Below are 22532 nucleotides of genomic sequence, written 5' to 3'. Positions count from 1 at the left end.
GTTCTCCTTGTGGATCCGTCTAGGCAACTGCTAGTAGATCCAGCCAACCAGATACATGAGCGATCGACGATGTATTCGTTCCCGGGTTGGGCATGTTCCGCAGGCGGCAGGGAAGACTCGAGTGGTGCCGTATTGTCACGCTTGTCGCGGCTTCATGCGCGGATGGGGTTTGCTGGACCAGCACCTGGCAGCATGACGGCATCCCGCAGCGGTGCAGTTGTCGGTGATGACTGCGATCTCACCGGGTGCTCCGGCGGCTTGGTCGAGGCGGCGGTCTCACCGGTTGACAGGTCGACCGCGTCTACGGAGTCGGTGGCCGGTCGGTTACGGGCAGGACCAGCCGTGTGGGGCTTTCAGGCGCGGGGATCTTCTTGTCGCTCACGAACACCCGACCGCGCCGGTGCACGATTTGGGCGCCAGGGAGCTTCTTGAGCGAATTGCGTACCTTCATGACCATTTCTTCCTTATTGAGAATACGTATCAATTAGAGTAGCAGGCATGACATCGCCTTCATTCCTCACCCTGAACCTCGTGAGCGGCCTCGCCGGCGCCGGCAAGTCCTCCATCGCTCGCGCGAGCGGCCGAACCAGCATCAGTCTGGACGGTGCCGATCGGGCCGCCGTCAGTGGGGCCATCGCGGGCACCGGCACTCGGAGCGAGGTCATGCTGGAGATCCACCCATCCGCCGTGCCGCTCGAGGTGGCCGTCGCGGTCATGGCCGCCGGCGGTGACCTAGTTCTGCACTCGGAAGCCGGCGCCATCCGCCTGGGAAATTTCGTCAGCGTGCTCGATGCGTCCACCTTCTGGCGGGACATACGCAGCGATAAACTCGCACCCGAGCCACCGCAGCCCTGCGCCACCCACGGTGAGCACGACCGCACGGTGGCCGATGCCCTCGTGCAACAGATCGAGTGGGCCAGCGTGGTGGTGATCAACAAGACCGATCTCTCCACCGCCGCCGAGTGCGCGGACCTGCGCGACTTCGTGAGACTGCTCAACCCGTCCTGCCAGGTGATCTTCGCCCGTCACGGGCACAGCTCGGTCAGTGCGTGGTTGCCACCCCGGGTGGACATGCTCACTTGGCTGCAGCAGAGCCCCGGCTGGATCCGACAGCTGAACAGCGAGGGGCTGTTAGCTTCGGGCCGCACCGGTCTCGGTTGCGTCGTCTACCGGGATCCCCGCCCCTTTCACCCGGGCCGCCTCGCCAGCTTCCTCAGCGACACGTCCACCGAGTCCGGCGAGATCCTCCGCTCCCGTGGATTGTTCAGACTGGCATCGCGCCCGCACGTCGTCGGGTCGTGGAACAGCGCCGGTCCCACCATCGCATTCGAGCCGACCAGCATGGGCAGCCACGACCCCGAGTCGCCATGGGGTCAGGAAATCGCCTTCTTTGGCCGAAACCTTGACGGCGCCCGACTCACCGCGAACCTTGACGCTTGCTTGCTCGACGATCGCGAGTTCATCGGCGGTCCCATGGAGTGGCGGAGCCTGACCGACCCGTTCCCGGCCTGGGACCTCAACCAGGATGACGACTGAAACGGCACCGCCCCATCCGCAACACACCGCAACACACCGCAAGGGAGACAACTATGACCAGCCCCCACACTCACACCTCGATCGTTCCCGGCGCGAGCGGCCCACTCGTCGCTCTCTGCACCGGACACCGCTGCGAGGCTCTGCACCGACTGGCCGATGACCAGACCGGCACCGACAGAGTGCGCACCACGATCGTGAGCGGTCGCGGCGCCGTGCTCGTGTCCGCACCCTGCTTGGGCGCCTGCGCCAATGGGGCAGTCGCCGCTGTTGCCCGCCGCGATGGAGTCACCGGCACGACCGGACCATCCGTATGGTTGGGTGGCGTGGACCGGCCCGCAATCCTGGACGCGCTCCTCGGGTGGATTCGCGGCGGCGGACCGTTGCCCGGCGAAATGCCAGCCAACGACGTACCCCTCCTGCTGCAAGACGCCGTCCTCGGCGTCGGCAAACCCATCCAGGCCCATCCTAATAAGCGGTAGGCAGGGCCGGCTGGACCGCCAGCGGCGCGACCGAATGAAGGAGAGGCATCCGCTGTGCGGCAAGTTCCGGTGATCGCTCTGACGGGCCACCTCGGCGCCGGCAAAACCACGGTGCTCAATCACTTACTGCGCGCCCCGGACGCGCGTCTGGGCGTCGTCATCAACGACTTTGGCGTCCTCAACGTCGACGCTGGCTTGGCGATCGGCCAAATCGATGAGGTGGCGGGCATCTGTGGCGGATGCGTGTGCTGCCTGCCCGACGCGGGCGGCCTTGATGCCGCCCTCGACGCGCTCACCCAGCCACGGCTGCGACTGGACGCCGTGATCGTCGAGGCCAGTGGCGTGGCCGAGCCGTCCGCTCTTGCCCGCCTCATCCGCTACAGCGGAGTTGCCAACGTACGGTCCGGCGGGCTAGTGGATATCGTAGACGCCGTAGAACACTTCAAGACCATCGACACCGGTGTCCTGGCGCTGGCGCGGTATTCCGCGGCATCTCTCATTGTGATCAACAAGACCGACCGTATCCCGCCGCCGGAACGAGAAGCTGCGGTGGCGCGCATCGTTAATCGGATTCGGCAGCGCAATCCCTGGGCTCGCATTATCAGCACGGCCCAGGGGCGCCTCGACCCCGCGCTAGTGTTCGACGCGGCGCTCGAACCGGCTCCAGATGGCGAGCTATCGTTCGCCGCGCTGCTCGGCTCTGGCCCGGTTCGTGACCTACACCCCCACCCGCATGCCGACGCCGTGACGGTGACGGCCCTTGCGCCGGTGGACGCCGGTCGGCTGGTGGATCTTCTTGAGCACCCGCCCGATGGGGTGTACCGGCTAAAGGGTGCGGTCACGGTAGGGGCTGGATCCCGTCGGCGCCGAATTTCGGTCAACGTCGTCGGCCGGCACATCCACATCGCCCCGCACCCGGTCGGATCGGGCGAAGACGGCTTGGTCGCGATCGGGATGCATCTAATCGTGGCGTCGGTGCGCAACCGCCTCGAAAGCGCCGTCAACCCGGCACGAAGTCTTTCACCCAACGACGGTCTCCGTCGGCTCACCCGGCTGCGTCGGTTGAGCATCTGACCGATTTGACACGGCCCACTAACCGCAGGACGTATCGGTCAGGGTGACGCCCCGCTCGCGGGCCCGGCCGCCACTGGAAACGCCTCAGCCGAACCCTCGACCCCGACGGCTACGCGCAACAAGACTGGCCGGAACGACGAGCATGAGAGCGGAACTCGATGCAACTACTACGACGAGGAAGACAAGGAACCGCGGAATAGATCGTTTCCTCGTGCGTCCACCCTACTTGAAGCGAAAAGCTACGCGGAGAGCGCGGACAGAATCACGAACGGGGCGAACTGGGGCTCGATCTCGGGGGTGACGAACGCCGTCACGTGAGTACCGGCTTCCACGTACTCGGTCGCCTCGATGCGGCCCTGATCGTGCAGCACGGCGATGAGGTCGCCTCGATCGTAGGGAATGAGCAGGTCGAGTTCGATCTGCGGCGTCGGCAGCAACAGCGCCACCGCGGTAAGCACGGTTTCGATACCCTCACCGGTTCGGGCCGAGACGAACGTCGCCTTCGGCTCGAGGCCGCGCAGCACAAGCCGGTCATCGTCGCTGATCAGGTCGCTCTTATTGAAGACGACCAGTTCGGGTATGTCGCGGGCGCCGACCTCGGAGATAACATCGCGCACGGTCGCCAGTTGCGCGACCGGGTCGGGGTGGGAGCCGTCCACCACGTGCACGATGACGTCGGCATCGGCAACTTCTTCCAGGGTCGAACGAAACGCCTCAACCAGTTGGTGCGGCAGGTTGCGCACGAAGCCGACCGTGTCGGTGAGGGTGTACAGGCGGCCGTCGGCGGTCGTCGACTTTCGCACGGTGGCATCGAGGGTCGCGAAGAGGGAGTTCTCCACGAGCACTCCGGCCTTGGTGATGCGGTTCAGCAAGCTGGACTTGCCAGCGTTCGTGTAACCGACGATTGCGACCGAGGGAACGGAGTTGCGCTTGCGGTTGGCGCGTTTGGCCTCGCGAGCGGGTTTCATCTCAACCATCTGCTTGCGCAGCTTGGACATCCGGGTGTGAATGCGGCGACGGTCGAGTTCGATCTTGGTCTCACCGGGACCACGCGAGCCCATGCCGGCCCCGGTGCCACCGACCTGGCCACCGGCCTGGCGAGACATCGAGTCACCCCAGCCACGCAGGCGCGGCAGCATGTAGGCCATCTGAGCCAGTTCGACCTGCGCTTTACCCTCCCGGCTTTTGGCGTGCTGGCTGAAAATATCGAGGATCACGGCGGTGCGGTCGATGACCTTGACCTTGACCACGTCTTCGAGGGCACGCCGCTGGCTGGGAGCGAGTTCGGTGTCGGCGATGACGGTGTCGGCGCCGAGCGCCTTGACGATGTCGGCGACTTCCTGGGCCTTGCCCTTGCCCAGGTAGGTGCTGGGGTCGGGGGTGGCCCGACGCTGTAGCAAACCGTCGAGCACGGTTGCGCCGGCGGTCTCGGCCAGGGCGGCCAGTTCCCGCATAGAGTTTTCGGCGTCGTCGACGGTGCCGTGCGTGTAGACGCCCACCAGGACCACGTTTTCGAGGCGCAGCTGGCGGTATTCCACCTCGGTGACGTCTTCAAGCTCGGTGGAGAGGCCGCCGACGCGACGCAGGGCGTTGCGGTCGGCACGTTCGGACTGGTCACCGTCGTGGTCGCTGCCGTCATATTCACCGGAGGCCTGCGTTTGCAGGGCCTGAGCCGATCCGCTACGGAACAGGGAATAGCCGGCAGCCTTACTGTCGGCGCTGGCCAACACGCGCGCCACGACATCATCGGCGTCAAGTGCCGGTTCTACGGGCTCGTTTTCTACTGCGTCGTTGCCGCGGGGCGCCGTTGGATCATTCATCCCATTAACCTTAGTTCAACGAAGTTGAAAGGTTCCTCCTATGTCGTCCGACCACTATTTTTCTCCGGCGCCCGGCACCGTACTGAAAACCCGACAGATCACAGTGCAGTTGCACGGGCAGGATCATGAACTCACGACCGCCAACTCGGTGTTCAGCCCCGCCCACATCGACACCGGCACCGAGGTACTGCTGAAATACGCCCCCGAGCCGCCCCTGACCGGTCATTTTCTCGACCTCGGCTGCGGCTGGGGTCCGATCGCGCTGCATCTCGCCCTGGCCTCCCCCGAGTCCACCGTGTGGGCCGTGGACGTGAACGAGCGCGCACTCGACCTCGTGCGCACCAACGCCGCGACCCTCGGCCTGACCAACGTCAAGGCCGTGCTCGCCGCCGACGTGCCCGCAGACATCAGCTTTCGCACCATTTGGTCGAATCCGCCCATCCGCGTCGGCAAGGACGAGCTGCACGGCCTCATGCAGACCTGGCTGCCCCGCCTCGAATCCGAAGCGGATGCCTGGCTCGTCATCCAGCGAAACCTCGGCTCTGACTCACTCCAGCGTTGGCTCGCTGCCGAACTCCCCGACACCTTTGAGACCACCCGCGAGGCCATCAGCAAGGGCTTCCGAGTACTCCAGGTGCACCGCTCTTAGTCCCCAAATTCCGGTCAACCGGCCGGGGCGGCGGGGTTTTCCGCGGGGTTGCGAGTTTTCGGGTCTTTTGGGAGGTTTCCGCACGCTTTTCGCGGAGACCGCCCGGAAGGTCCGAATGTTTGAGCGAGGAGCGGATGACCCGCCGGCCCGGCCCCACCTCCAGAAACCGGTGTCAGCCTAGGTTCAGAACCCCGTCGAACACCAGCTCCGCCGGCCCGGACAGCGACACGTGCTCGCCATCCTCGGCCGGGAACATCCGTACCCCGAGCACGCCGCCGGGAACCTCGACCCGCCACTGATGCGGTGCCGCTTTCCCGGCCCAGTGCCGGGTAGCCAGGGCCGCCGCGACCGCTCCGGTGCCGCACGACAGTGTCTCCCCGCTGCCACGCTCGTGCACGCGCATGCGGAACCGCCCAACGCCGTTGACGACGAGCGGGTCGTTCGGCACCACAAATTCGATGTTGACGCCGCCGACTGGTTCCGGGTCGAGCTGCGGAATGAAGGTGAGGTCAGCGGCATCCAGCTCGTCGTCGTCGGCGAGTGCGACGACCGTGTGCGGGTTGCCGACGTTGATGCCGAGGCCCGGACGGGCCACGGGCAGGTTCTTGGTGCGCACGAGCGGCTCGGTGCCGTCAAGCTTCCACCGACCGAGGTCGACCTGAAAACCGGAGGCGTTGCGCTGCACGTCGCGCACGCCGCCGCGGGTGCCGATAATGAGGGTGTCACCGGGTAACAGCTCGGCAAGGTTGTTTTCGATCAGGAATTTGGCGTAGACGCGGATGCCGTTTCCGCACATTTCCGAGACGGTGCCGTCGGCATTCCAGTAGTCCATGAACCACTCGGCCGCGTCGTCTTCGGCGAGGGCGGCAGTACCGTCGGGCAGGTTCTGGCTGCGCACGGCACGGATAATGCCGTCGGCACCGACTCCGAACTTGCGGTCGCACACGGCACGAATCTGTGCCGGAGTCAGTTCCAGTTTTCCGTCTGGATCAGCGAACAGCACGAAGTCGTTCCCCGTGCCGTGGCCCTTGGTGAAGTTCAGAGTGATGCCCATGCTGCCAGTTTACGGGGCGGTCGCTGCGTACTCTGCGGTCACGGCGCGGTCGACGTGCGCGAGCGCGTCATCGACCCGGTCGGCCGCGTCGGATTCGATCCAGTGGGTGTGGGCGTAGCGCTTGAACCAGCTCACCTGGCGGCGGGCATAGCGCCGAGTGAGTTGCTGGGTTGCCTCGATCGCCTCGGCCTGGCCGAGCGTTCCGTGCACCTGACCGAGGGCCTGGGCGTAGCCGATCGCACGGCTCGCCGTCACGCCGTCTTCGATGCCGCCCGCGAGCAGCCCGCGTGCTTCGTCGACGATGCCGACCGCCCACATCCGCTCTACTCGGGCGTCGAGCCGAGGGGTCAGTTGTTCGCGCGCGGTGCGGAGGCCAAGCAAGACGCTGGCGCGCCAGTAAACTGGCTCGTCCGGCAGGGCGGCCAGGTGCGGGGCACCGGTCAGCTCAACGATTTCTAGCGCCCGCACCAAGCGCCGGCCGTTGCTCGGGCCGATGCTCTGTGCAGCCTGCGGGTCGACGGCCTGCAGCCGGGCGTACATCAGGCCGGGTCCACTGTCGATCAACTCAGCTTCGAGCCGGGCGCGCAGCTCCGGATCAGTGCCGGGAAACCGAAAGTCGAACACGACCGAGGAGACATACAATCCCGAGCCGCCGACCAGGATCGGCACGGCGCCACGCGCGATGATCTCGGTGATCGCTGCACGGGCATCCGTTTGGTAATTGCTCACGGTGGCCTCGGCGGTCACCTCGAGCACATCGAGCAGGTGGTGCGGAATACCGCGGCGTTCCGCGAGGGTGAGTTTTGCCGTGCCGATATCCATGCCGCGATAGAGCTGCATGGCATCGGCGTTGACGATTTCGGCCGGCTGGCCGCGCTCGATCAGCCGTTCGGCCAGATCAAGGGACAACTCCGACTTACCGGTGCCGGTCGATCCGACGATCGCGATCAGCACCTGCAAGGCAGCTGACCCCAATGGTTCGGCTGGCACCGGTTTCTCAGGCGACACCGTTCCTAACGCTCGTCGTCGTTCACGTTGTAGATGGGGATGGTGCTCGAGCCGCTCTCGACTCGCAGACCGATGGTCGGCAGGCCAAGCGAGACCGGACCAGTACCGCCAGCTGCTCCACCGTGTGACGGAACGCCGCAGGATTCGGCTTCAAGGCGGTCCCAGGCATCCCCGGCACGGGTGGAACGGATGCGCAGGGGCGCGTCGGTGGTCGAGTCAGCGATCAGGTGGAACGGTGCGGCCTGGGTGACGACGACCGTAACCACGTCGCCGGGACGTGGCCGTGGCGAACCGGCCGGTACGTCGAAGTGCACGAGCCGGCTGTCGGGGGCGCGCCCACTCAGGCGGTGGGTGTCGCTGTCCTTGCGACCGCCGTTGGCGACGAGCAGTTCAACCTCGCGACCGATGACGGCCTGGTTTTCTTCGAGGGAGATACGTTCCTGCAGGGCGGCGAGACGCTCGTAGCGGTCTTGCACGATGGCCTTGGGAACCTGGTCGGCCATCGTCGCGGCCGGGGTACCCGGACGAATCGAGTACTGAAAGGTGAACGCAGTGGCAAAGCGAGCCTGTTCAACGACCCGTAGGGTCTCTTGAAAGTCTTCCTCGGTTTCGCCGGGAAAGCCGACGATGATGTCGGTGCTGATGGCGGCGTGTGGCATCTGTGCACGCACGCGGTCGAGGATGCCGAGGAACTTCGCCGAGCGGTAGGAGCGGCGCATTGACTTGAGGATCCGGTCGGACCCGGACTGCAGGGGCATGTGCAGCTGGGGCATGACAGAGGGCGTCTCCGCCATGGCGTCGATGACATCATCGGTGAACGCGGCTGGATGTGGGCTGGTGAAGCGGATGCGCTCCAGCCCGTCGATCTTGCCGGCCGCGCGCAGCAGCTTACCGAAGGCGAGGCGGTCGCCGAATTCAACGCCGTAGGAGTTGACGTTCTGCCCGAGCAGGGTGACCTCGATGGCGCCGTCGTCGACGAGGGCCTGAATCTCGGCGAGGATCTCGCCCGGACGGCGGTCTTTCTCTTTGCCGCGCAGGGCGGGCACGATGCAGAAAGTGCAGGTGTTGTTGCAGCCAACCGAAATGGAGACCCAGCCGCTGTAGCTGGAGTCACGTTTGGTCGGCAGGGTGGACGGGAAGGTTTCGAGCGACTCGAGAATCTCGAGCTGCGCCTCACCGTTATGGCGGGCCCGCTCGAGCAAGCTCGGAAGAGAGCCCATGTTGTGCGTTCCGAAGACGACGTCCACCCAGGGCGCCTTCTCGAGGATGGTGTTCTTATCCTTTTGCGCGAGGCACCCACCGACGGCAATTTGCATGCCCTCATGCTTGCGCTTGACCGAGGCGAGGTAGCCGAGGTTGCCATAGAGCTTATTGTCGGCGTTCTCTCGTACGGCGCAGGTGTTGATCACGACGATGTCGGCCTCACCGCCGTTCGCCGAGACGTAGCCGGCGGCTTCGAGAGAGCCGCTCAAGCGTTCGGAGTCGTGCACGTTCATCTGACAGCCGAAGGTGCGCACCTCATAGGTGCGCGCACGCCCCGAGGCGTCGATCGCGGCTACCGAGGGGGTGATCACGGTTCGGCGGGCAAGTGCGGGGGCGACGATACTCATAGTGGGTATAGTTTACGCGAGCAATTCGGTGTGCGAGCCGTGTGCGACGCGCGGTCAGAAATAACGGGCGGCAGCATTAGCGGAAGCGCACACGCGAGCCGCCACCGCGGCTGTCCATTGCGGCTTTGACCGCCAATCGTACGGCGGCCGAGCTATAGCCCTTGCGCATGAGAAAACCGGTGAGTCGACGGTCGATGGTCTGGTCGTCGAAACGTTCCATCTGACCCATGCGCTTGGTGGCCAGGTCGATGGCACGTTCAGCTTCGTCGTCGGGAAGCTCTTCGAGCTTGTCCATCATGACGCTCGGATCGAGCTTGCGCCGCCGCATTTCAGCCTCAACACCGGTGCGACCGAGACCCTTGCGCACGTTGTGGCTGTGAATGATCTGATCGGCGAGCTTGGCCTCATCGAGGTACTGCAGCTGAATGAACTTCTCGATGACCTCACTCGCCTCGCCGGAGTCTACCCCGGTGCCGTTCAAGACAAGCAGGGCCTCGACGGTGGACAGGGAACGGCCACGCAACCGGTGCAACAGCACCTTCTCGGCCCGCTCACGCTGGTCGAGCGCGTCGGCGTCTGCATCGGTTTCGGCGTCAGCGTCAGCGTCGACGTCGTCGATCTCAGCGTCGGGTTCGCTGGCCGCTGCCTGCAGCGGCGAGCGGCGCTTCATTCCCGGAGCCGCACCGGGCAGGTAGGTCACGGGAGCCAAGCCGGCGTCTGCTTGTGGTGCTGCGTCATTCTTGGGTTCGAAGTGAACCATTCCCGTGACCTGCCTTTCGTTGTCGTGCGGTGGTCTCGGTTAGGCGCTCTTGCGCGCTGCCGGTACCTTGATGGCGACCGGACCACCATCGAGTACCGCCGCGGCATCCGCTTCTGCCTTAGCCTTCGCTTCGGCCTCAGCGACAATCGCCGCTGCGGCCTTCTCGGCGGCCTTGGCCGCGATGCCCTCCGGGCCGATGCCGAGCTTGATCAGAATCTTGCTCTCGATCTCGTTGGCCATCTCGGGGTGCTTGAGCAGGAAGTTGCGCGAGTTCTCTTTACCCTGACCGAGCTGGTCGCCGTCGTAGGTGTACCAGGCACCGGACTTCTTAACGATGCCCTGGTCGACTCCGAAGTCGATCAGGCTGCCCTCGCGCGAGATTCCGATGCCATAGATGATGTCGAACTCAGCCTGCTTGAAGGGCGGTGCCATCTTGTTCTTGACGACCTTGACCCGGGTGCGGTTACCGATGGCTTCGGTTCCGTCTTTGAGGGTTTCAATGCGGCGAATGTCAAGGCGCACCGACGCGTAGAACTTGAGTGCCTTACCGCCCGACGTGGTCTCGGGGCTACCGAAGAAGACGCCGATCTTTTCGCGCAGCTGGTTAATGAAGATCATGGTGGTGTTGGTCTGGCTCAAACCACCGGTGAGCTTGCGGAGCGCCTGCGACATGAGCCGGGCCTGTAGGCCCACGTGGGAATCACCCATCTCGCCCTCGATCTCAGCACGCGGCACGAGGGCAGCAACCGAGTCGACAACGATGAGGTCGATGGACCCACTTCGCACGAGCATGTCAGCAATTTCGAGGGCTTGCTCGCCCGTGTCGGGCTGCGAGACCAGCAGGGCATCGATGTCGACGCCGAGCTTCTTGGCGTATTCCGGATCGAGGGCGTGCTCCGCGTCGATGAACGCGGCGATGCCACCGTTCTTCTGCGCATTCGCGATGGCGTGCAGGGTGAGCGTGGTCTTACCCGAGGATTCCGGACCGTAGATCTCCACGATGCGGCCACGCGGCAGTCCACCTACGCCGAGCGCGACGTCTAGCGCGATCGACCCAGTAGAAATGGTTTCAACGGGGGCACGCTCGTCGCTGCCGAGGCGCATGACCGAGCCCTTGCCAAACTGACGATCGATTTGCGCGAGGGCGGTTTCGAGGGCCTTCTCGCGGTTCGCTTGTGATGCCATGGTCTTCATCTCCTGGGTTCTGCACGGTCGCTCGCTTTGAACGGAGCTTCGGGACGTGCCTGGTGGCGCCTATAGGCTGTCGGCCCGCTCATCGAGAGGACCCCGATGCCCGTTTCGACAAGGCAATCGCCGACTTTCTCTGACAAATTCGACTGTACGCCGCACCTCCGACATTGGCCGGGAGCACGATCGAACAGTGGAGAACCTGTCAGAAAGTCTGCTGTTGAGGAGCCTATCAAAGCCGAACAGGTATTCGAGCATTCCCGGATATTGTGCACGGCGTGTCGAATCAGAGGCCTAAGGTGAAGTCCAGTCTGTTACAGGCGAGGGGCCGGGATGCCAGCGCCATACCAACGACTGCGCGGCACGTCGACCGCGGCGCACAGTGCCAGCCACACGTCACGGGCCGGGACGCCGGCTGCGAGTGCCTGATCGGCAGTGCGTCCGCCGAGCGGGGTGAGCACGAGGTCACGGGTGAGCACTCGGCCGTAACCGTCGCCGAATTCTTCCTTCAGCGCGGTGCGAAATTCACTCAATCGCACGGCGCTGCCTCCACCCGAATCTGAACACACACACTCCTGAAAGACAACCACCGCCGACACAAGGTGTCGACGGTGGCCTTATTGTTTTGAATCGGTGGGGCGACTAGCGCGCGCCGCTGTCTAACGACATCAGCCCGGAATCGAACGTGGTGACGAGGTCGTCGGGTACCGTGTCGGGGAACTGATCCATTCCCTCGATGACGGCGAGACGGTCACCAACTTCACGCATGATGACCGAAATCGGGGTTTCCAGTGCATCGGCCACGGACGCGAGAATCTCCGAGGAGGCTTCTTTCTGTCCCCGTTCTACCTCGCTGAGGTAGCCGAGCGCGACGCTGGCTTTGCTTGCGACCTGACGCAGGGTACGCCCCTTTTGCAGGCGGAAGTCCCTGAGCACATCGCCGATTTCCTGACGAACAAGAATCATCGGAACCTCCTTCTATACCTTAATAACTCGAGCCCAAACTACTGAAGTTCCAGTTGGTGCTTACACTACGTCATTCCTCTGACAAGCTGACACTAACCGAAATACGTTGGACTTTGCTTATGTATTCCTTCGATGTAACCAGCCCGTAACAAGAACTATTCCGCGTCACCGCGCGCTATCAGCGCACGCACAGCAAGGATGGCCTGGCGCACCGTTTCGGTGCGAATTTCGGCTCGGTCTCCATCGAGTTGCAGGGGCACCGCCCAGGATCCGGTGCCTTTGGAGAGCCCGATGTAGACGGTTCCGGCCGTGTGGCCACCATCGGGGCCCGGTCCGGCCACGCCCGTCGTGGACACCCCGACGTCGGCGCGCACATCATTGACGGCGAGGAGTGTGCGTACACCGACGGCCATCTGCTTGGCGACGTCGGCGTGCACGGGGCCATGAACGTTGAGCACGCTGCTGTCGACCTGAAGCAGGCTCCGTTTGAGGTCCGAGTCATAGGCGACGACTCCCCCGCGCACCACAACGGATGCCCCAGGGATGCGCACGAGTTCGGCCACGAGCAGCCCGCCGGTCAGTGACTCGGCGACCGCAATGGTGAGGTGCCGAATGGTGAGTTGCGCGATCAAATCGGCCGTTGCATCCGCTTGCAGATCGCCTGAAGCGGTGCGGGCGCGAAGGGTGACGTCGGGGAGGTCGATCGAGTCGGCCGGGTCAGGCATCGTCGTGCTTGCGCAGGCGCCAGGCCGAGAGCAGGTAGTCGAGGCCGGACACCACGGTGAGGATCAGGGTGATGGTCATGGTAGCCGTGTTGAGCCAGTGCACCCACTCGCCGAAAACGAGCCAGAACGGCAGCAGCGCGAGCGAGATCGACACCGACTGGGACACGGTTTTGAGCTTGCCACCGCGGCTGGCCGGGATGACCCGGTCGCGTAGCATGACGAATCGGAACACGGTGATGCCGATTTCGCGCACCAGGATGACGATGGTCACCCACCAGGGCAACTCGTCGAGGATGGAGAGGCAGACCAGGGCGCCGCCGGTGAGGATCTTGTCGGCGATCGGGTCGAGGATCTTGCCGAGGTCGGTGACGAGGTTGTGGCGGCGGGCGATCATGCCGTCGATTCCATCGGTGGCGATCGCGATGATGAACAGCACGGCGGCGGCCCAGCGCAGTGCGTCGTGGGCGCCGTTGTCGGCCAGCAGCATCCAAATGAAGACGGGGGCGAGCAGGATGCGTACGACCGTGATCAGGTTGGGCAGGTTCCAGTTGCTCGGGCGGGCGACGGATGCTTGCGGTGATGCCATGGTTCAGTCCCTGCCCGTTAGTTTCCAGGCATCCTCGTCGTCCTCGGTGCCGTCGACCTCAGGATACCCCTGCGACATTTTCTCCACCGGGTCGTCGGCGTAGCGCGGGTCGGGTGCCGCGGCTGCACGGGAATCGTCGGATTGAGCCTTGAGGGCGTGCTGTTCGTCGTCGGAGCCGCGCAGGCGGGCGAGCACGCTCGGCAACTGTTCGGCGTTGACGAGCACGTCGCGGGCCTTGGAGCCCTCGGAGGGGCCGACGATTTCGCGGGACTCGAGCAGGTCCATCAGGCGGCCGGCCTTGGCGAAGCCGACCCGCAGTTTGCGCTGCAGCATGGACGTGGACCCAAACTGGGTGGAGACGACGAGTTCTGCGGCGGCGAGCAGCACTTCGAGGTCGTCGCCGATGTCGGAGTCGATCTCTTTACGCGGGGCGACCATGGAGACATCGGGCCGATAGTCGGGCCTGGCCTGCATGGTGACGTGCTTGACGACTTTTTCGATCTCGTCTTCGGTCACCCAGGCGCCCTGCACGCGCACGGCCTTGGACGCGCCCATTGGCAGGAACAGCGCGTCCCCCTGACCGATGAGCTTATCGGCACCCGGCTGGTCGAGGATGACTCGGGAGTCGGTGACGCTCGTCACGGCGAAGGCGAGCCGGGAGGGCACGTTGGCCTTGATCAGCCCGGTGACGACGTCGACGCTTGGACGCTGCGTGGCGAGCACGAGGTGGATACCGGAGGCGCGGGCGAGCTGGGTGATACGCACGATCGAGTCTTCGACGTCGCGCGGGGCGACCATCATGAGGTCGGCCAGCTCATCGACGACGACCAGCAGGTACGGGTACGGCTTGAGCTTGCGTTCACTGCCGACCGGCAGCACGATCTCCTCGTTATTGACGGCCTTGTTGAAGTCGTCGATGTGGCGAAAGCCAAAGCTGGCGAGGTCGTCGTAACGCATGTCCATCTCTTTCACGACCCATTGCAGCGCTTCGGCCGCTTTCTTCGGGTTCGTGATGATGGGCGTGATCAGGTGGGGCACGCCGGCGTAGGCAGCGAGCTCGACCCGTTTCGGGTCGATCAGCACCATGCGCACGTCGCTCGGCTTGGCCCGCATCAGCAGGCTTGTGATCATGGAGTTGACGAAGCTCGACTTTCCCGAACCGGTGGAACCGGCCACGAGCAGGTGGGGCATTTTCGCGAGGTTGGCGATGACGAAGCCACCGCCGACGTCTTTACCGACGCCGATGGTCATCGGGTGCGTGGCGTTGGTGGCGGTACTCGAGCGCAGCACGTCGCCGAGGGTGACGATTTCACGGTCGGTGTTGGGAATCTCGATGCCGATGGCGCTCTTGCCGGGAATCGGCGACAAAATGCGCACCTCGTTCGAGGCGACCGCGTAGGAGAGGTTCTTGCTCAGGGCGGTCACCCGCTCGACCTTGACACCCGGGCCGAGTTCGATCTCGTACTGGGTGACCGTGGGGCCACGCGAGAACCCGGTGACCTTCGCGTCGACCTGGAACTGACGTAGTACTTCGGTGATCGACTTGACCACGTCGTCGTTGGCGGCCGAGCGGGCCTTGGCCGGCGGGCCGGCGGTGAGAGTGGATGCTGCCGGCACGAGATACGGAATGGCAGGGTGGGGATCTGTGGAGGCGAGAGGCGGCAGAGTCGCGCCGTCGGCATCCACTGCCTGACTCAGTTCGGGGAAGACGTCGTCGAAGCCGGGAAGGACCTCGGTGTGGCCGGCCGGGTCGTCAGAGTGCAGGCCGGTGGACGGACCCGCGCCGAGGTCGACCTCTCCGGTGAACCGTTTGACGGCGAGCTCGGCCTTGCGCAGGTCTTCGAGCACCTCGGTGCCGTAATGGTCGCGTTCCGGCGGGGCGGTGTGGTCGGTGACTTCGGGTTCGATCGCGCTGTCAAAACCGCCGCGGGACTGGTTGCCGCCGAGCAGCACGCTCATCGGGTCGGCGGTGTCCGCCGCCTTGGCGTCGGCACCTCGTTCTTCGGTCGAGAGTGCACTGCCGAAGTCGGGGTCTTCCTCCCGCTTGCTGTTGTTGCGGCGCCACCAGGGCAGCGCGCCCTCCGGGCCGTCTTCGTCGACGCCGTCCAGTTCGACCTGAACGGTCTTGCCCGATTTGGCGACCTTGCTGGCGGCCGCGCGTTCTTCGTCGTCGGTCAGTTGCGCGCCGAACAGCCAGTCGTAGAGCTCGCGGGAGCGCTGACCGATGCGATTCGGCGGCGTCTTGGTGATGATGAACAGGCTCAGCAGCAACAGCAGGATGACGACGATGGTGGCACCGATCGAGGTGCTGAGCAGGATCAGCGGGGCGGCAATCATCCAGCCGATCACGCCGCCGGCCAGGGCGAGGGCCGGCATGCCGTCTTGCGGCTCGGGTTGCACGCCGAAGATATGGCAGAGCCCGGAGATGGTGACGAGCAGCAGGCTCAGCCCGATGCCGATGCGACCGTTGTCGTGCACCGAACTCGGTTTGCGAAACAGCCAGACGGAGAACAGCAGAAGGATGACCGGGAGGGCAAAGGCGACCCGGCCGAACAATCCGCCGAAGGTGTAGGCGTCGAGCTGCTGAGCGACGAAGTTATTGATCAGGAACCATTCGACGATGGCGCCGGAGATGGCGAGCAGAACGAGAAAGAACGGCAGACCGTCACGGCGTTCGTCTTTGGAGAGTTTTTCGGGGCCGAGGGCACGCGCTGCGCCGCCGGTCAGGTGGGCCAGGCCCATCCAGGCGCGGGCTCCGAGGCTTGGTTTCACCTCGACGGCGGTGAACTTGACCGTCTTCTGCGCGGCCGTGCCGCCGGCTCCCCGCGTTGCGGGTTTGCGCGCCGGAGCGCCCTTCGCTGCGGGGGTGCGGGCACGCCCGGTCGACTTAGTGCTCGTAGCCATGAAATAACGCTACCAAGCACCGGTGACATTCCCTCGGCCCCACGCCTACGCCCCGCGTGACTGGTCCGCGAAAGCCTGGCCGCGGCATCCGTTTTGCTGCTAATAGCGGATGGCGTCGATCACCTTGACGCGCACCGCGACGAGCGCGGGGATCAGCCCGGCGAGGGCGCCGACGACGGTGGCGCAGACCAGGCCGAGGATGGCTGCCTCAACCGGGAACGGCGGGAAGTCGGTGACCTGGCCCTGGCTGATGAAATCCTCGACAAAAGGACTCTTGACGATGAGGACGGCGCCGATCACGCCGATGATTCCGGCGACGACGGTCGCGACGACGCTTTCCATCATCACGGCGAAGAACACCCGCCCGGCCGTGGCGCCGAAGCTGCGCCGGATGCCGATCTCCCGGATGCGCTGCTTGAGGGTGACCAGGGCGATATTGACCAGGCCGAGCGCGCCGAGCAGCAACACCAGCCCGGCGATCGCGCCGACGGTGAGTTTGAGCGAGAGGTAGGGGTCGCCGTCCTGGAAGGCCGCGAAGTCCTGCCGGTTCACCTGCACGAAGGCGTCGGCGCCGAGCGCGCCCTGTACGTCGCGTTGCAGCGCGGTGACCAGCTGCTCCGACACGTCAACAGGCACCCACAGCTCGTAGGACGGCGGTCCGAATTGTTGGAGGTTCGGGTCGCTAACGACGGGCGTAATGGCGGTGAGTGCGTCGGCGAGCATGTACATGGCCGGTTCGGTCTCCCACGAGAGTGAGGGGTAGACGCCGGTGACGACGGCCGTCGTGGTGCGTTCACCGATCAGGGTCGTGGTCGGGTGCGTGCGCAGATCCGGCCGACCGAGACGGTCATAAAAGATGGAGTTGACGAGCAGTGCCGGTGCAAGCCGGGCCGTATCGGCCTCGGTGAACCAGGTACCTTCCTCGAGGGTGATGCGGTGCATGGTGCCGTAGGGCGGGTCGATGCCGAGGGTCTGCACCGGTACGGCTCCGTCGGCGAATTGCACGGTCTGGCTGGTGTTCATGACCCGGCTGGCGTAGTCGATTTGGTAGCGTTCAAGCGCTGTGCGCCAGATTTCGGGCATTCCCGGCGGGGTGGAGCCGTCGTTCATCGATGCCGACAGAAAGAGGCTCGCGGCGCGCCCACCCGAGCGTTCGCTCGATTCGACGGTCGCCTGTTGGGCGACCGCGCCAAGCCCGACCACGGTGGTGATGGCGCAGACGGCGACGGCGACGCCGATCAACGACAGCATGACGCGGGTCTTGTGGATGCGCACCTCCTGCCAGGCCTCGATCACCGCGCCTACCAGATTACTGACGGCGCGCTTCATGCCGGCACCGTGCTGGTGGCCTGCAGCGCGCCGTGGTCGAGGCGCAGGTGTCGGCTGGCTCGGGCGGCGATGGCGGGATCGTGCGTGATGGTGACGAGGGCTGCGCCGGATTCGGTGGCGACCTCGTCGATCAGGTCCATCACCGTTTCGCCGGTCTCGAGGTCGAGAGCGCCGGTGGGTTCGTCGGCGAGAATCAGCCGTGGGCCGCGCACGAGCGAGCGAGCGATCGCCACCCGCTGCTGTTCACCGCCACTCAACTTGTCGGGCAGTGAACCGAGCCGGTCGCCGAGCCCGACGCGTTCGAGCATCTCGGTGGCGATTCGGGTGCGCTGCCAGAACTGGCGGCCCTCCGCGTAGAGCAGCGGAGTCATAACGTTTTCGAGGGCGGTGCGTCCCTGCAACAGGTTGAACTGTTGAAAGATGAAGCCGACCTCTCGGCCGCGCAACCGATCCCGCGCGCCGGAGGACAGCGACTGCACGGGGCGGTCTTCGAACAGCATGGTGCCGCTGGTGGGGTTGTCGAGCAGCCCGAGCAGGTTGAGCAGGGTGGTTTTGCCCGAACCGGAGCGGCCCACGATCGAGACGCGGTCGCCCACGTCGATGTCGAGGTCGATGCCGGAGAGAATCGTCAGCGGCGGCGCATCGATGAGCTGCACGGTGCGGGTGACGCCCTCAAGATGTAGAAGACTCAATGGGAGATCGCTCTGCTGGAGATGCTCGGCATGTAGCAGACTTGGCTGCCATCGGGTTGGGTATCACAGCCGTCGGCTCCCGGTGCCACGGGGGCACCCGGCACGAATTGATTGATCACATCGCCCTCGACGAGTCCGTCAATGACCTGCACGTTGGTGCCGTCGGTCATGCCAAGCGTGACCGGGCGTTCCTCGGTACCGCCGTCGGCCAGCACAAACCAGACGACACCGGTCTCGGCCGAGCCCTCGACGGCGGTGGTCGGCACGACCAACACGTTTTCCGCCAGGCCGGCGGCGATGGTGATCTGCGCGGCGAGGCCGGCGAACACCGTCACGTCGGCCGGAATCGCGCATGTCACGGTCGTGCCACTCGTGCCCGCCTGGCCGCCCGCCGAGCCGTCGCCACCGGCCGATTCCCCGGCCAGCGGGGTGGTGATGGTCAGGCCGGTACAGGTGAACGGTGCCGGCCCCTTCGTTATCGCAACGGATGCTTCCGTCGGCTTGGTCAGCAGCCGATACTGCTGCTCGGGGCTGAGTGCGCCGCTCACCGAGAAGGTGGGCGGTGCAACCTGCCCGGTGGCGTCGCCAACGGCCACGCTCTGACCGGGAATCACGGTGAGCGAGCTGAGAATTCCGGTGATCGGCGCGAATACCTTGGCGAAGGTGACCACTGGTTTCGGCTGGGTGATGGTCACGTTGCCGTCGGCATCCGTTGTTTCGACCGGGTCTTTGATCGTCTCAACCCGGATGTCTTAGATCTTGTCGTCTTTGTTCACGGCTTGTCCGGCCGCGATGAAGATCTCGTCGACCGTTCCGACGGCGGTCGCTTTGATGGCGACGGCCGGGTCTGCACTGACCGTGCCCGGCAGGGTGACATCGTTGCTGATCGTGCCGAGGGCCACCGGAATTTGGGGCTCGACGATGACGCCGGTGGGCTCGGCCGGGTTGCTGTCGGCTGCGGCGTCTGGGTAGAAGGCAATCTTGACCAAGGCAACGGCGATGGCCGCAATCACGATCAATCGAAGTATGGGAAAAACCCATTTGCGTGCAATATTCACGAGACTCCCCACCCGGCCGACCGGACCTGGTCAAGCTCGATGGCCTGAGCCTAGCGTTTTGTGGCAAGGTGCATCGCGCGCTGGGTTTGCCGGGCTCGCGGCACTCGTTGCAGTTCGCGGCGACCCTACGGACGGGCGCCGCGAACGCCAACGAGTGCCGCGAGCACGATCAACGCTTTAGCGGGTGGTGCCGGCGACCTTGGGGAGCGATCCGCCGGCCGCAGCGTTGCGGTCCGGACGGAAGTTAGAGAAGTCCACGCCGGGGATGTCCTGCACGAGCGAGAGTTCGTCCTCGATCTGAGCGGCTTCGGAGTCCTCCGGGCCGACCAGGGGCAGGCGCACCCGCGGGCTGCCGATGCGCCCGAGGCCGTGCAAAATGTACTTCACCGCCACGGTGCCGGGAACGTGTGTCATCACGGCGCGCACGAGTGGTTCGAGCTGCTGATGGGCGGCGGTCGCGACCTTGAGGTCGCCACGGTTGACCGCGTCGACCATGTGCCGGTACGGGGTGGCCGTGATATTGCCGGTCACGCCGATCAGGCCGGTCGCGCCGATCGAGAGGTGTGCCAGAACGTTGGGGTCGTCGCCGGAGAAGTACAGGAGGTCGGTCTGGTTAAGTACCCGGCTGACCTGGGCGAAGTCGCCCTTGGCATCTTTGATAGCCAGAATATTGGGGTGCTTGGCCGCGCGCAGGATGGTCTCGTAGGCGATCGCGACGCCGGTGCGCCCCGGAATGTCGTACAGAATGACCGGAAGGTCGGTGGCATCCGCGATCATGCGGAAGTGGGTGAGGATACCGGCCTGGGTCGGCTTGTTGTAGTACGGCGTGACGATCATATTGCCGTCCGCACCGGCTTTTTCACTCTGCCGGGCCAGCTGCATGGCGTGAGCGGTCTCATTTGAGCCACCGCCGGTGATGATCTTGGCGCGGCCGTTGGCGACCGACTTGCCGACCTCGACCAGGCGGATCTTCTCCGGGTCGGTCAGCGTGCTGGTCTCACCGGTCGTGCCCGTGACGACGATGCCATCGGCCCCGGCGTTGATGACGTCGTCGATGTGCTTCTCCACCCCGGCCCAGTCCACTTCGCCATCAAAGGTAAACGGGGTGACCAGTGCGACCAGCACCTGGCCAAAGGGATTCGTAGAGGTAGACACGAGCTACAGGCTATCGTCTCCACGCCCTCCGCCCGGCGAGAGCCCAAAAAGTGCCCGTGTGAACCGGGCACTTCTGAACGAAATCTCGTTACGGCGAAACGCGACCGTTTTTATTGAAGGATGCATGGGTCAGCGGCATCAGTTTCTCGAAGTGCGTCTCCATCTGCTCGGCACACATCTCGATCTCACGCTGCGGGAAGGACGGGAACTGACTCCCCTCCCGCTTGGTGCGCAGGCTGAGAAAGTTCATCAGCGAACGAGCGTTGAGTGTGACATACATCGAGGAGTAGATGTTCAGCGGCAGCACGATGCGGGCGACCTCGCGCGCGACGCCGGCTTGGAGCATCCGCTGGTAGGCCTCGTAGGCGTGAATCGCGGCGGCACGGGTTTGCTGCTGCACCAACGCGGTCTGCTCGGCGGTTCCGGGCAGAAAGTCATAGGCACCGGCCTTGCCGACTTGTACGAGGTTGCGCTCGTTGGAGGGCACGTAGAACACCGGGCCCAGCTCCCGGTAGCGGCCCGATTCTTCGTTGTAGGAGGCAATGCGGTGCCGCATGAACTCGCGGAACACGAAGATGGGCGCGCGCACGTAAAACGTCATCGAGTTGTGTTCGAACGGCGAGCCGTGGCGGTCGCGCATGAGGTAATTGATCAGGCCGCGGTCACGCTTCTCGTCGGCCTCGCTCTCGGACCCCTCGAGCTGACTCTGTTCCAGGGTCTGCTCCCCCAGGGTCGATACCCGGGCGGCAAACAGCACATCGGAGTCGTGGGCACTCGCGCGCACGAGTTCGACGGTCATTTCCGATCTAAATTCGATTTCAGGGCGGGGCTCTTGTTCGGCGGTATCAGACACTGGTTCAGGTTAGTCGCATCCACCGCAGGTAGGGGTCGGGCCACACCGTGAGCCGGCGTAATCTCTCGTCACAGTGCGAGATTCACAGTACGCCCGCGTAGCGTTGCAACCATGAATCCCCTCGAAGCTATCGGCCTGCTGTTGGCATTGCTGGCCGGCACGACCGTGCTCGGCCTGTTCTGGCGGGCCAGACAGGGTCGCGTCACCCAGATTTCCGGCCAGATCATCAGGCCAGCGGATGTCGCGGCTGCGACCCCGTTCGGCGCTGCGGCGACCCTGTTGCAGTTTTCGACCGAGTTGTGCGCCCGCTGCCCGGGCACCCGCCGACTACTTGGTGCCGTGGCGGATTCCCGCCCCGGCGTCGTGCACGTCGACGTGGACCTGACCCATCGCGCGGATTTAGCGAACCGGTACTCCATTTTGCAAACACCGACGACCCTGATTCTCGATGGAGCCGGACGGGTGCGCGCACGAGTGGGTGGTGCGCCGAACCGCGCTGCCATCGCCGCTGCCCTGGACAATTTCGAGCCCGGTTCGGGTCGGTCCACAACCCTTTGGAGTTCCTATGTCAACCGCTGATTCGCCGATCACGACGCCACCCAGGGTGCGCCCCCGGCTCGATCCGCGCGGGCCCAGGTTCGGTGCGGCGATCACCGCCGTGCTGCTGCTCGCCGTGGTCTTCTTGTCGCTGACCGGGGCATCCGTTGCCGCGTTGATCCTGCTGTCGGCGCTGACCGGACTATTCGCGTGGGGCGCTGCGGCCGGAGCCGGACGGCATCCCTATGGCGTGCTGTTCAAGAAATTCGTCCGACCCCGCCTTGCTCCCCCGGCCGAACTCGAGGATGCCGCTCCACCGACCTTTGCCCAGGGCGTCGGCCTCGCGGTCGCGCTCGTCGGCGTGGCTCTCGGGCTGGCCGGAGTGCCCGGCGCGGTCGGCATCGCCGCGGCGGCAGCCTTCGTCGCGGCCTTTCTCAACGCTGTGTTCGATTACTGCCTCGGCTGCCAGATCTACTTGCTGCTCGTACGATTCGGCTTGCTGAACCGGGGTGCACGGGTTCGAGGCGCCTGAAGGTATTCCAGGCCCAG

At 64.9% G+C, this 22532-nt stretch carries 24 protein-coding genes; 6 read left to right on the top strand and 18 right to left on the bottom strand.

Annotation, left to right across the window (positions count from 1 at the left end):
- Positions 1 to 301: 301 nt before the first annotated feature.
- Positions 302 to 451, bottom strand: a complete 150-nt coding sequence (locus CXY80_RS20755; protein WP_134477310.1) for a ribosomal protein bL36 — start codon at positions 449 to 451, stop codon at positions 302 to 304.
- 47 nt (positions 452 to 498) lie between these two features.
- Here CXY80_RS20755 and CXY80_RS10055 point away from each other — a divergent pair, with 47 nt between their 5' ends.
- The 3 genes from CXY80_RS10055 to CXY80_RS10045 are packed head-to-tail and all read left to right on the top strand — an operon-like array spanning position 499 to position 3089.
- Entirely contained in the window at positions 499 to 1536 is a 1038-nt protein-coding gene (locus CXY80_RS10055) for a GTP-binding protein (RefSeq protein WP_104132431.1), read from the top strand.
- A gap of 53 nt (positions 1537 to 1589) precedes the next feature.
- Entirely contained in the window at positions 1590 to 2015 is a 426-nt protein-coding gene (locus tag CXY80_RS10050) for a (2Fe-2S) ferredoxin domain-containing protein (protein WP_104132430.1), read from the top strand.
- 54 nt (positions 2016 to 2069) lie between these two features.
- Positions 2070 to 3089, top strand: coding sequence for a GTP-binding protein (locus CXY80_RS10045; RefSeq protein ID WP_104132429.1), 1020 nt, complete (start codon positions 2070 to 2072; stop codon positions 3087 to 3089).
- A gap of 239 nt (positions 3090 to 3328) precedes the next feature.
- Here CXY80_RS10045 and hflX read toward each other — a convergent pair whose 3' ends face one another.
- Complete coding sequence (gene hflX, locus CXY80_RS10040; protein ID WP_104132428.1) at positions 3329 to 4909, bottom strand: GTPase HflX; 1581 nt, start codon at positions 4907 to 4909, stop codon at positions 3329 to 3331.
- A 40-nt stretch (positions 4910 to 4949) separates the two neighbouring features.
- Between hflX and CXY80_RS10035 the strand changes: the two genes are divergently transcribed.
- Positions 4950 to 5558 carry a class I SAM-dependent methyltransferase gene (locus CXY80_RS10035; RefSeq protein ID WP_104132427.1) on the top strand — a complete coding sequence of 203 codons (609 nt, stop codon included), beginning with the start codon at positions 4950 to 4952 and terminating at the stop codon, positions 5556 to 5558.
- A gap of 172 nt (positions 5559 to 5730) precedes the next feature.
- Here the strand turns inward: CXY80_RS10035 and dapF are convergent, their stop codons facing one another.
- The 16 genes from dapF to thyX all read right to left on the bottom strand — a co-directional run bounded on the left by dapF (position 5731) and on the right by thyX (position 21392).
- On the bottom strand, positions 5731 to 6612 hold the full coding sequence (dapF, locus tag CXY80_RS10030; protein WP_104132426.1) for a diaminopimelate epimerase: 882 nt from the start codon (positions 6610 to 6612) through the stop codon (positions 5731 to 5733).
- Positions 6613 to 6621: 9 nt separating this feature from the next.
- Positions 6622 to 7620 (bottom strand): tRNA (adenosine(37)-N6)-dimethylallyltransferase MiaA, encoded by a 999-nt coding sequence (gene miaA, locus CXY80_RS10025; RefSeq protein WP_369828673.1) that lies wholly within the window; start codon positions 7618 to 7620, stop codon positions 6622 to 6624.
- Between the two features lie 5 nt (positions 7621 to 7625).
- Entirely contained in the window at positions 7626 to 9230 is a 1605-nt protein-coding gene (gene miaB, locus CXY80_RS10020) for a tRNA (N6-isopentenyl adenosine(37)-C2)-methylthiotransferase MiaB (RefSeq protein ID WP_104132424.1), read from the bottom strand.
- 76 nt (positions 9231 to 9306) lie between these two features.
- A complete protein-coding gene (locus tag CXY80_RS10015; protein WP_233195239.1) occupies positions 9307 to 9990 on the bottom strand; it encodes a regulatory protein RecX in 684 nt (227 codons plus the stop codon).
- Between the two features lie 39 nt (positions 9991 to 10029).
- A complete protein-coding gene (gene recA, locus CXY80_RS10010) occupies positions 10030 to 11175 on the bottom strand; it encodes a recombinase RecA (RefSeq protein WP_092450132.1) in 1146 nt (381 codons plus the stop codon).
- 317 nt (positions 11176 to 11492) lie between these two features.
- On the bottom strand, positions 11493 to 11717 hold the full coding sequence (locus CXY80_RS10005) for a DUF3046 domain-containing protein (RefSeq protein ID WP_092449895.1): 225 nt from the start codon (positions 11715 to 11717) through the stop codon (positions 11493 to 11495).
- Positions 11718 to 11820: 103 nt separating this feature from the next.
- Positions 11821 to 12144: a helix-turn-helix domain-containing protein gene (locus CXY80_RS10000; RefSeq protein WP_092449897.1), complete on the bottom strand. Its 324-nt coding sequence runs from the start codon at positions 12142 to 12144 to the stop codon at positions 11821 to 11823.
- Positions 12145 to 12299: 155 nt separating this feature from the next.
- Complete coding sequence (locus tag CXY80_RS09995) at positions 12300 to 12869, bottom strand: CinA family protein (RefSeq protein ID WP_104132423.1); 570 nt, start codon at positions 12867 to 12869, stop codon at positions 12300 to 12302.
- Positions 12862 to 13455, bottom strand: a complete 594-nt coding sequence (pgsA, locus tag CXY80_RS09990; RefSeq protein ID WP_092449901.1) for a CDP-diacylglycerol--glycerol-3-phosphate 3-phosphatidyltransferase — start codon at positions 13453 to 13455, stop codon at positions 12862 to 12864. The genes CXY80_RS09995 and pgsA overlap by 8 nt, the downstream gene beginning before the upstream one ends.
- A gap of 3 nt (positions 13456 to 13458) precedes the next feature.
- Positions 13459 to 16359 carry a DNA translocase FtsK gene (locus CXY80_RS09985; protein WP_104132422.1) on the bottom strand — a complete coding sequence of 967 codons (2901 nt, stop codon included), beginning with the start codon at positions 16357 to 16359 and terminating at the stop codon, positions 13459 to 13461.
- 99 nt (positions 16360 to 16458) lie between these two features.
- On the bottom strand, positions 16459 to 17688 hold the full coding sequence (locus tag CXY80_RS09980; RefSeq protein WP_104132421.1) for an ABC transporter permease: 1230 nt from the start codon (positions 17686 to 17688) through the stop codon (positions 16459 to 16461).
- The gene (locus CXY80_RS09975; protein WP_104132420.1) at positions 17685 to 18380 is read right to left on the bottom strand and encodes an ABC transporter ATP-binding protein; all 696 of its coding nucleotides are present in this window, start codon (positions 18378 to 18380) and stop codon (positions 17685 to 17687) included. The genes CXY80_RS09980 and CXY80_RS09975 overlap by 4 nt, the downstream gene beginning before the upstream one ends.
- Positions 18377 to 19075, bottom strand: coding sequence for an efflux RND transporter periplasmic adaptor subunit (locus CXY80_RS19720; RefSeq protein ID WP_199182251.1), 699 nt, complete (start codon positions 19073 to 19075; stop codon positions 18377 to 18379). Before CXY80_RS19720 ends, CXY80_RS09975 begins: the two co-directional genes overlap by 4 nt.
- Before the next feature lie 57 nt (positions 19076 to 19132).
- Positions 19133 to 19438 carry a hypothetical protein gene (locus CXY80_RS19715; RefSeq protein ID WP_199182250.1) on the bottom strand — a complete coding sequence of 102 codons (306 nt, stop codon included), beginning with the start codon at positions 19436 to 19438 and terminating at the stop codon, positions 19133 to 19135.
- A 177-nt stretch (positions 19439 to 19615) separates the two neighbouring features.
- Complete coding sequence (dapA, locus tag CXY80_RS09965) at positions 19616 to 20593, bottom strand: 4-hydroxy-tetrahydrodipicolinate synthase (RefSeq protein ID WP_092449909.1); 978 nt, start codon at positions 20591 to 20593, stop codon at positions 19616 to 19618.
- Between the two features lie 88 nt (positions 20594 to 20681).
- Complete coding sequence (gene thyX / locus CXY80_RS09960) at positions 20682 to 21392, bottom strand: FAD-dependent thymidylate synthase (protein WP_104132419.1); 711 nt, start codon at positions 21390 to 21392, stop codon at positions 20682 to 20684.
- Positions 21393 to 21557: 165 nt separating this feature from the next.
- On the opposite strand from thyX, the gene CXY80_RS09955 reads away from it, so the two are divergent.
- Positions 21558 to 22025, top strand: coding sequence for a thioredoxin family protein (locus CXY80_RS09955; RefSeq protein WP_134477294.1), 468 nt, complete (start codon positions 21558 to 21560; stop codon positions 22023 to 22025).
- A complete protein-coding gene (locus tag CXY80_RS09950; protein ID WP_092449913.1) occupies positions 22012 to 22515 on the top strand; it encodes a DUF4395 domain-containing protein in 504 nt (167 codons plus the stop codon). Before CXY80_RS09955 ends, CXY80_RS09950 begins: the two co-directional genes overlap by 14 nt.
- Positions 22516 to 22532 lie beyond the last annotated feature (17 nt).

Origin of the sequence: Cryobacterium sp. M91, from assembly GCF_002929615.1 — a bacterium.
Taxonomy (GTDB): domain Bacteria; phylum Actinomycetota; class Actinomycetes; order Actinomycetales; family Microbacteriaceae; genus Cryobacterium; species Cryobacterium levicorallinum.
The sequence above is the reverse complement of the archived record's forward strand: the minus strand, read 5'-3'. Positions and strand labels throughout refer to the sequence as shown.

Bases quoted from the DNA above. Each gene is read 5' to 3' on its own strand.
- CXY80_RS20755 (WP_134477310.1), bottom strand. From the start codon at position 451: ATGAAGGTACGCAATTCGCTCAAGAAGCTCCCTGGCGCCCAAATCGTG.
- CXY80_RS10055 (WP_104132431.1), top strand. From the start codon at position 499: ATGACATCGCCTTCATTCCTCACCCTGAACCTCGTGAGCGGCCTCGCC.
- CXY80_RS10050 (WP_104132430.1), top strand. From the start codon at position 1,590: ATGACCAGCCCCCACACTCACACCTCGATCGTTCCCGGCGCGAGCGGC.
- hflX (WP_104132428.1), bottom strand. From the start codon at position 4,909: ATGAATGATCCAACGGCGCCCCGCGGCAACGACGCAGTAGAAAACGAG.
- CXY80_RS10035 (WP_104132427.1), top strand. From the start codon at position 4,950: ATGTCGTCCGACCACTATTTTTCTCCGGCGCCCGGCACCGTACTGAAA.
- dapF (WP_104132426.1), bottom strand. From the start codon at position 6,612: ATGGGCATCACTCTGAACTTCACCAAGGGCCACGGCACGGGGAACGAC.
- miaB (WP_104132424.1), bottom strand. From the start codon at position 9,230: ATGAGTATCGTCGCCCCCGCACTTGCCCGCCGAACCGTGATCACCCCC.
- CXY80_RS10015 (WP_233195239.1), bottom strand. From the start codon at position 9,990: ATGGTTCACTTCGAACCCAAGAATGACGCAGCACCACAAGCAGACGCC.
- recA (WP_092450132.1), bottom strand. From the start codon at position 11,175: ATGGCATCACAAGCGAACCGCGAGAAGGCCCTCGAAACCGCCCTCGCG.
- CXY80_RS10000 (WP_092449897.1), bottom strand. From the start codon at position 12,144: ATGATTCTTGTTCGTCAGGAAATCGGCGATGTGCTCAGGGACTTCCGC.
- CXY80_RS09995 (WP_104132423.1), bottom strand. From the start codon at position 12,869: ATGCCTGACCCGGCCGACTCGATCGACCTCCCCGACGTCACCCTTCGC.
- pgsA (WP_092449901.1), bottom strand. From the start codon at position 13,455: ATGGCATCACCGCAAGCATCCGTCGCCCGCCCGAGCAACTGGAACCTG.
- CXY80_RS09985 (WP_104132422.1), bottom strand. From the start codon at position 16,359: ATGGCTACGAGCACTAAGTCGACCGGGCGTGCCCGCACCCCCGCAGCG.
- CXY80_RS09980 (WP_104132421.1), bottom strand. From the start codon at position 17,688: ATGAAGCGCGCCGTCAGTAATCTGGTAGGCGCGGTGATCGAGGCCTGG.
- thyX (WP_104132419.1), bottom strand. From the start codon at position 21,392: ATGACCGTCGAACTCGTGCGCGCGAGTGCCCACGACTCCGATGTGCTG.
- CXY80_RS09955 (WP_134477294.1), top strand. From the start codon at position 21,558: ATGAATCCCCTCGAAGCTATCGGCCTGCTGTTGGCATTGCTGGCCGGC.
- CXY80_RS09950 (WP_092449913.1), top strand. From the start codon at position 22,012: ATGTCAACCGCTGATTCGCCGATCACGACGCCACCCAGGGTGCGCCCC.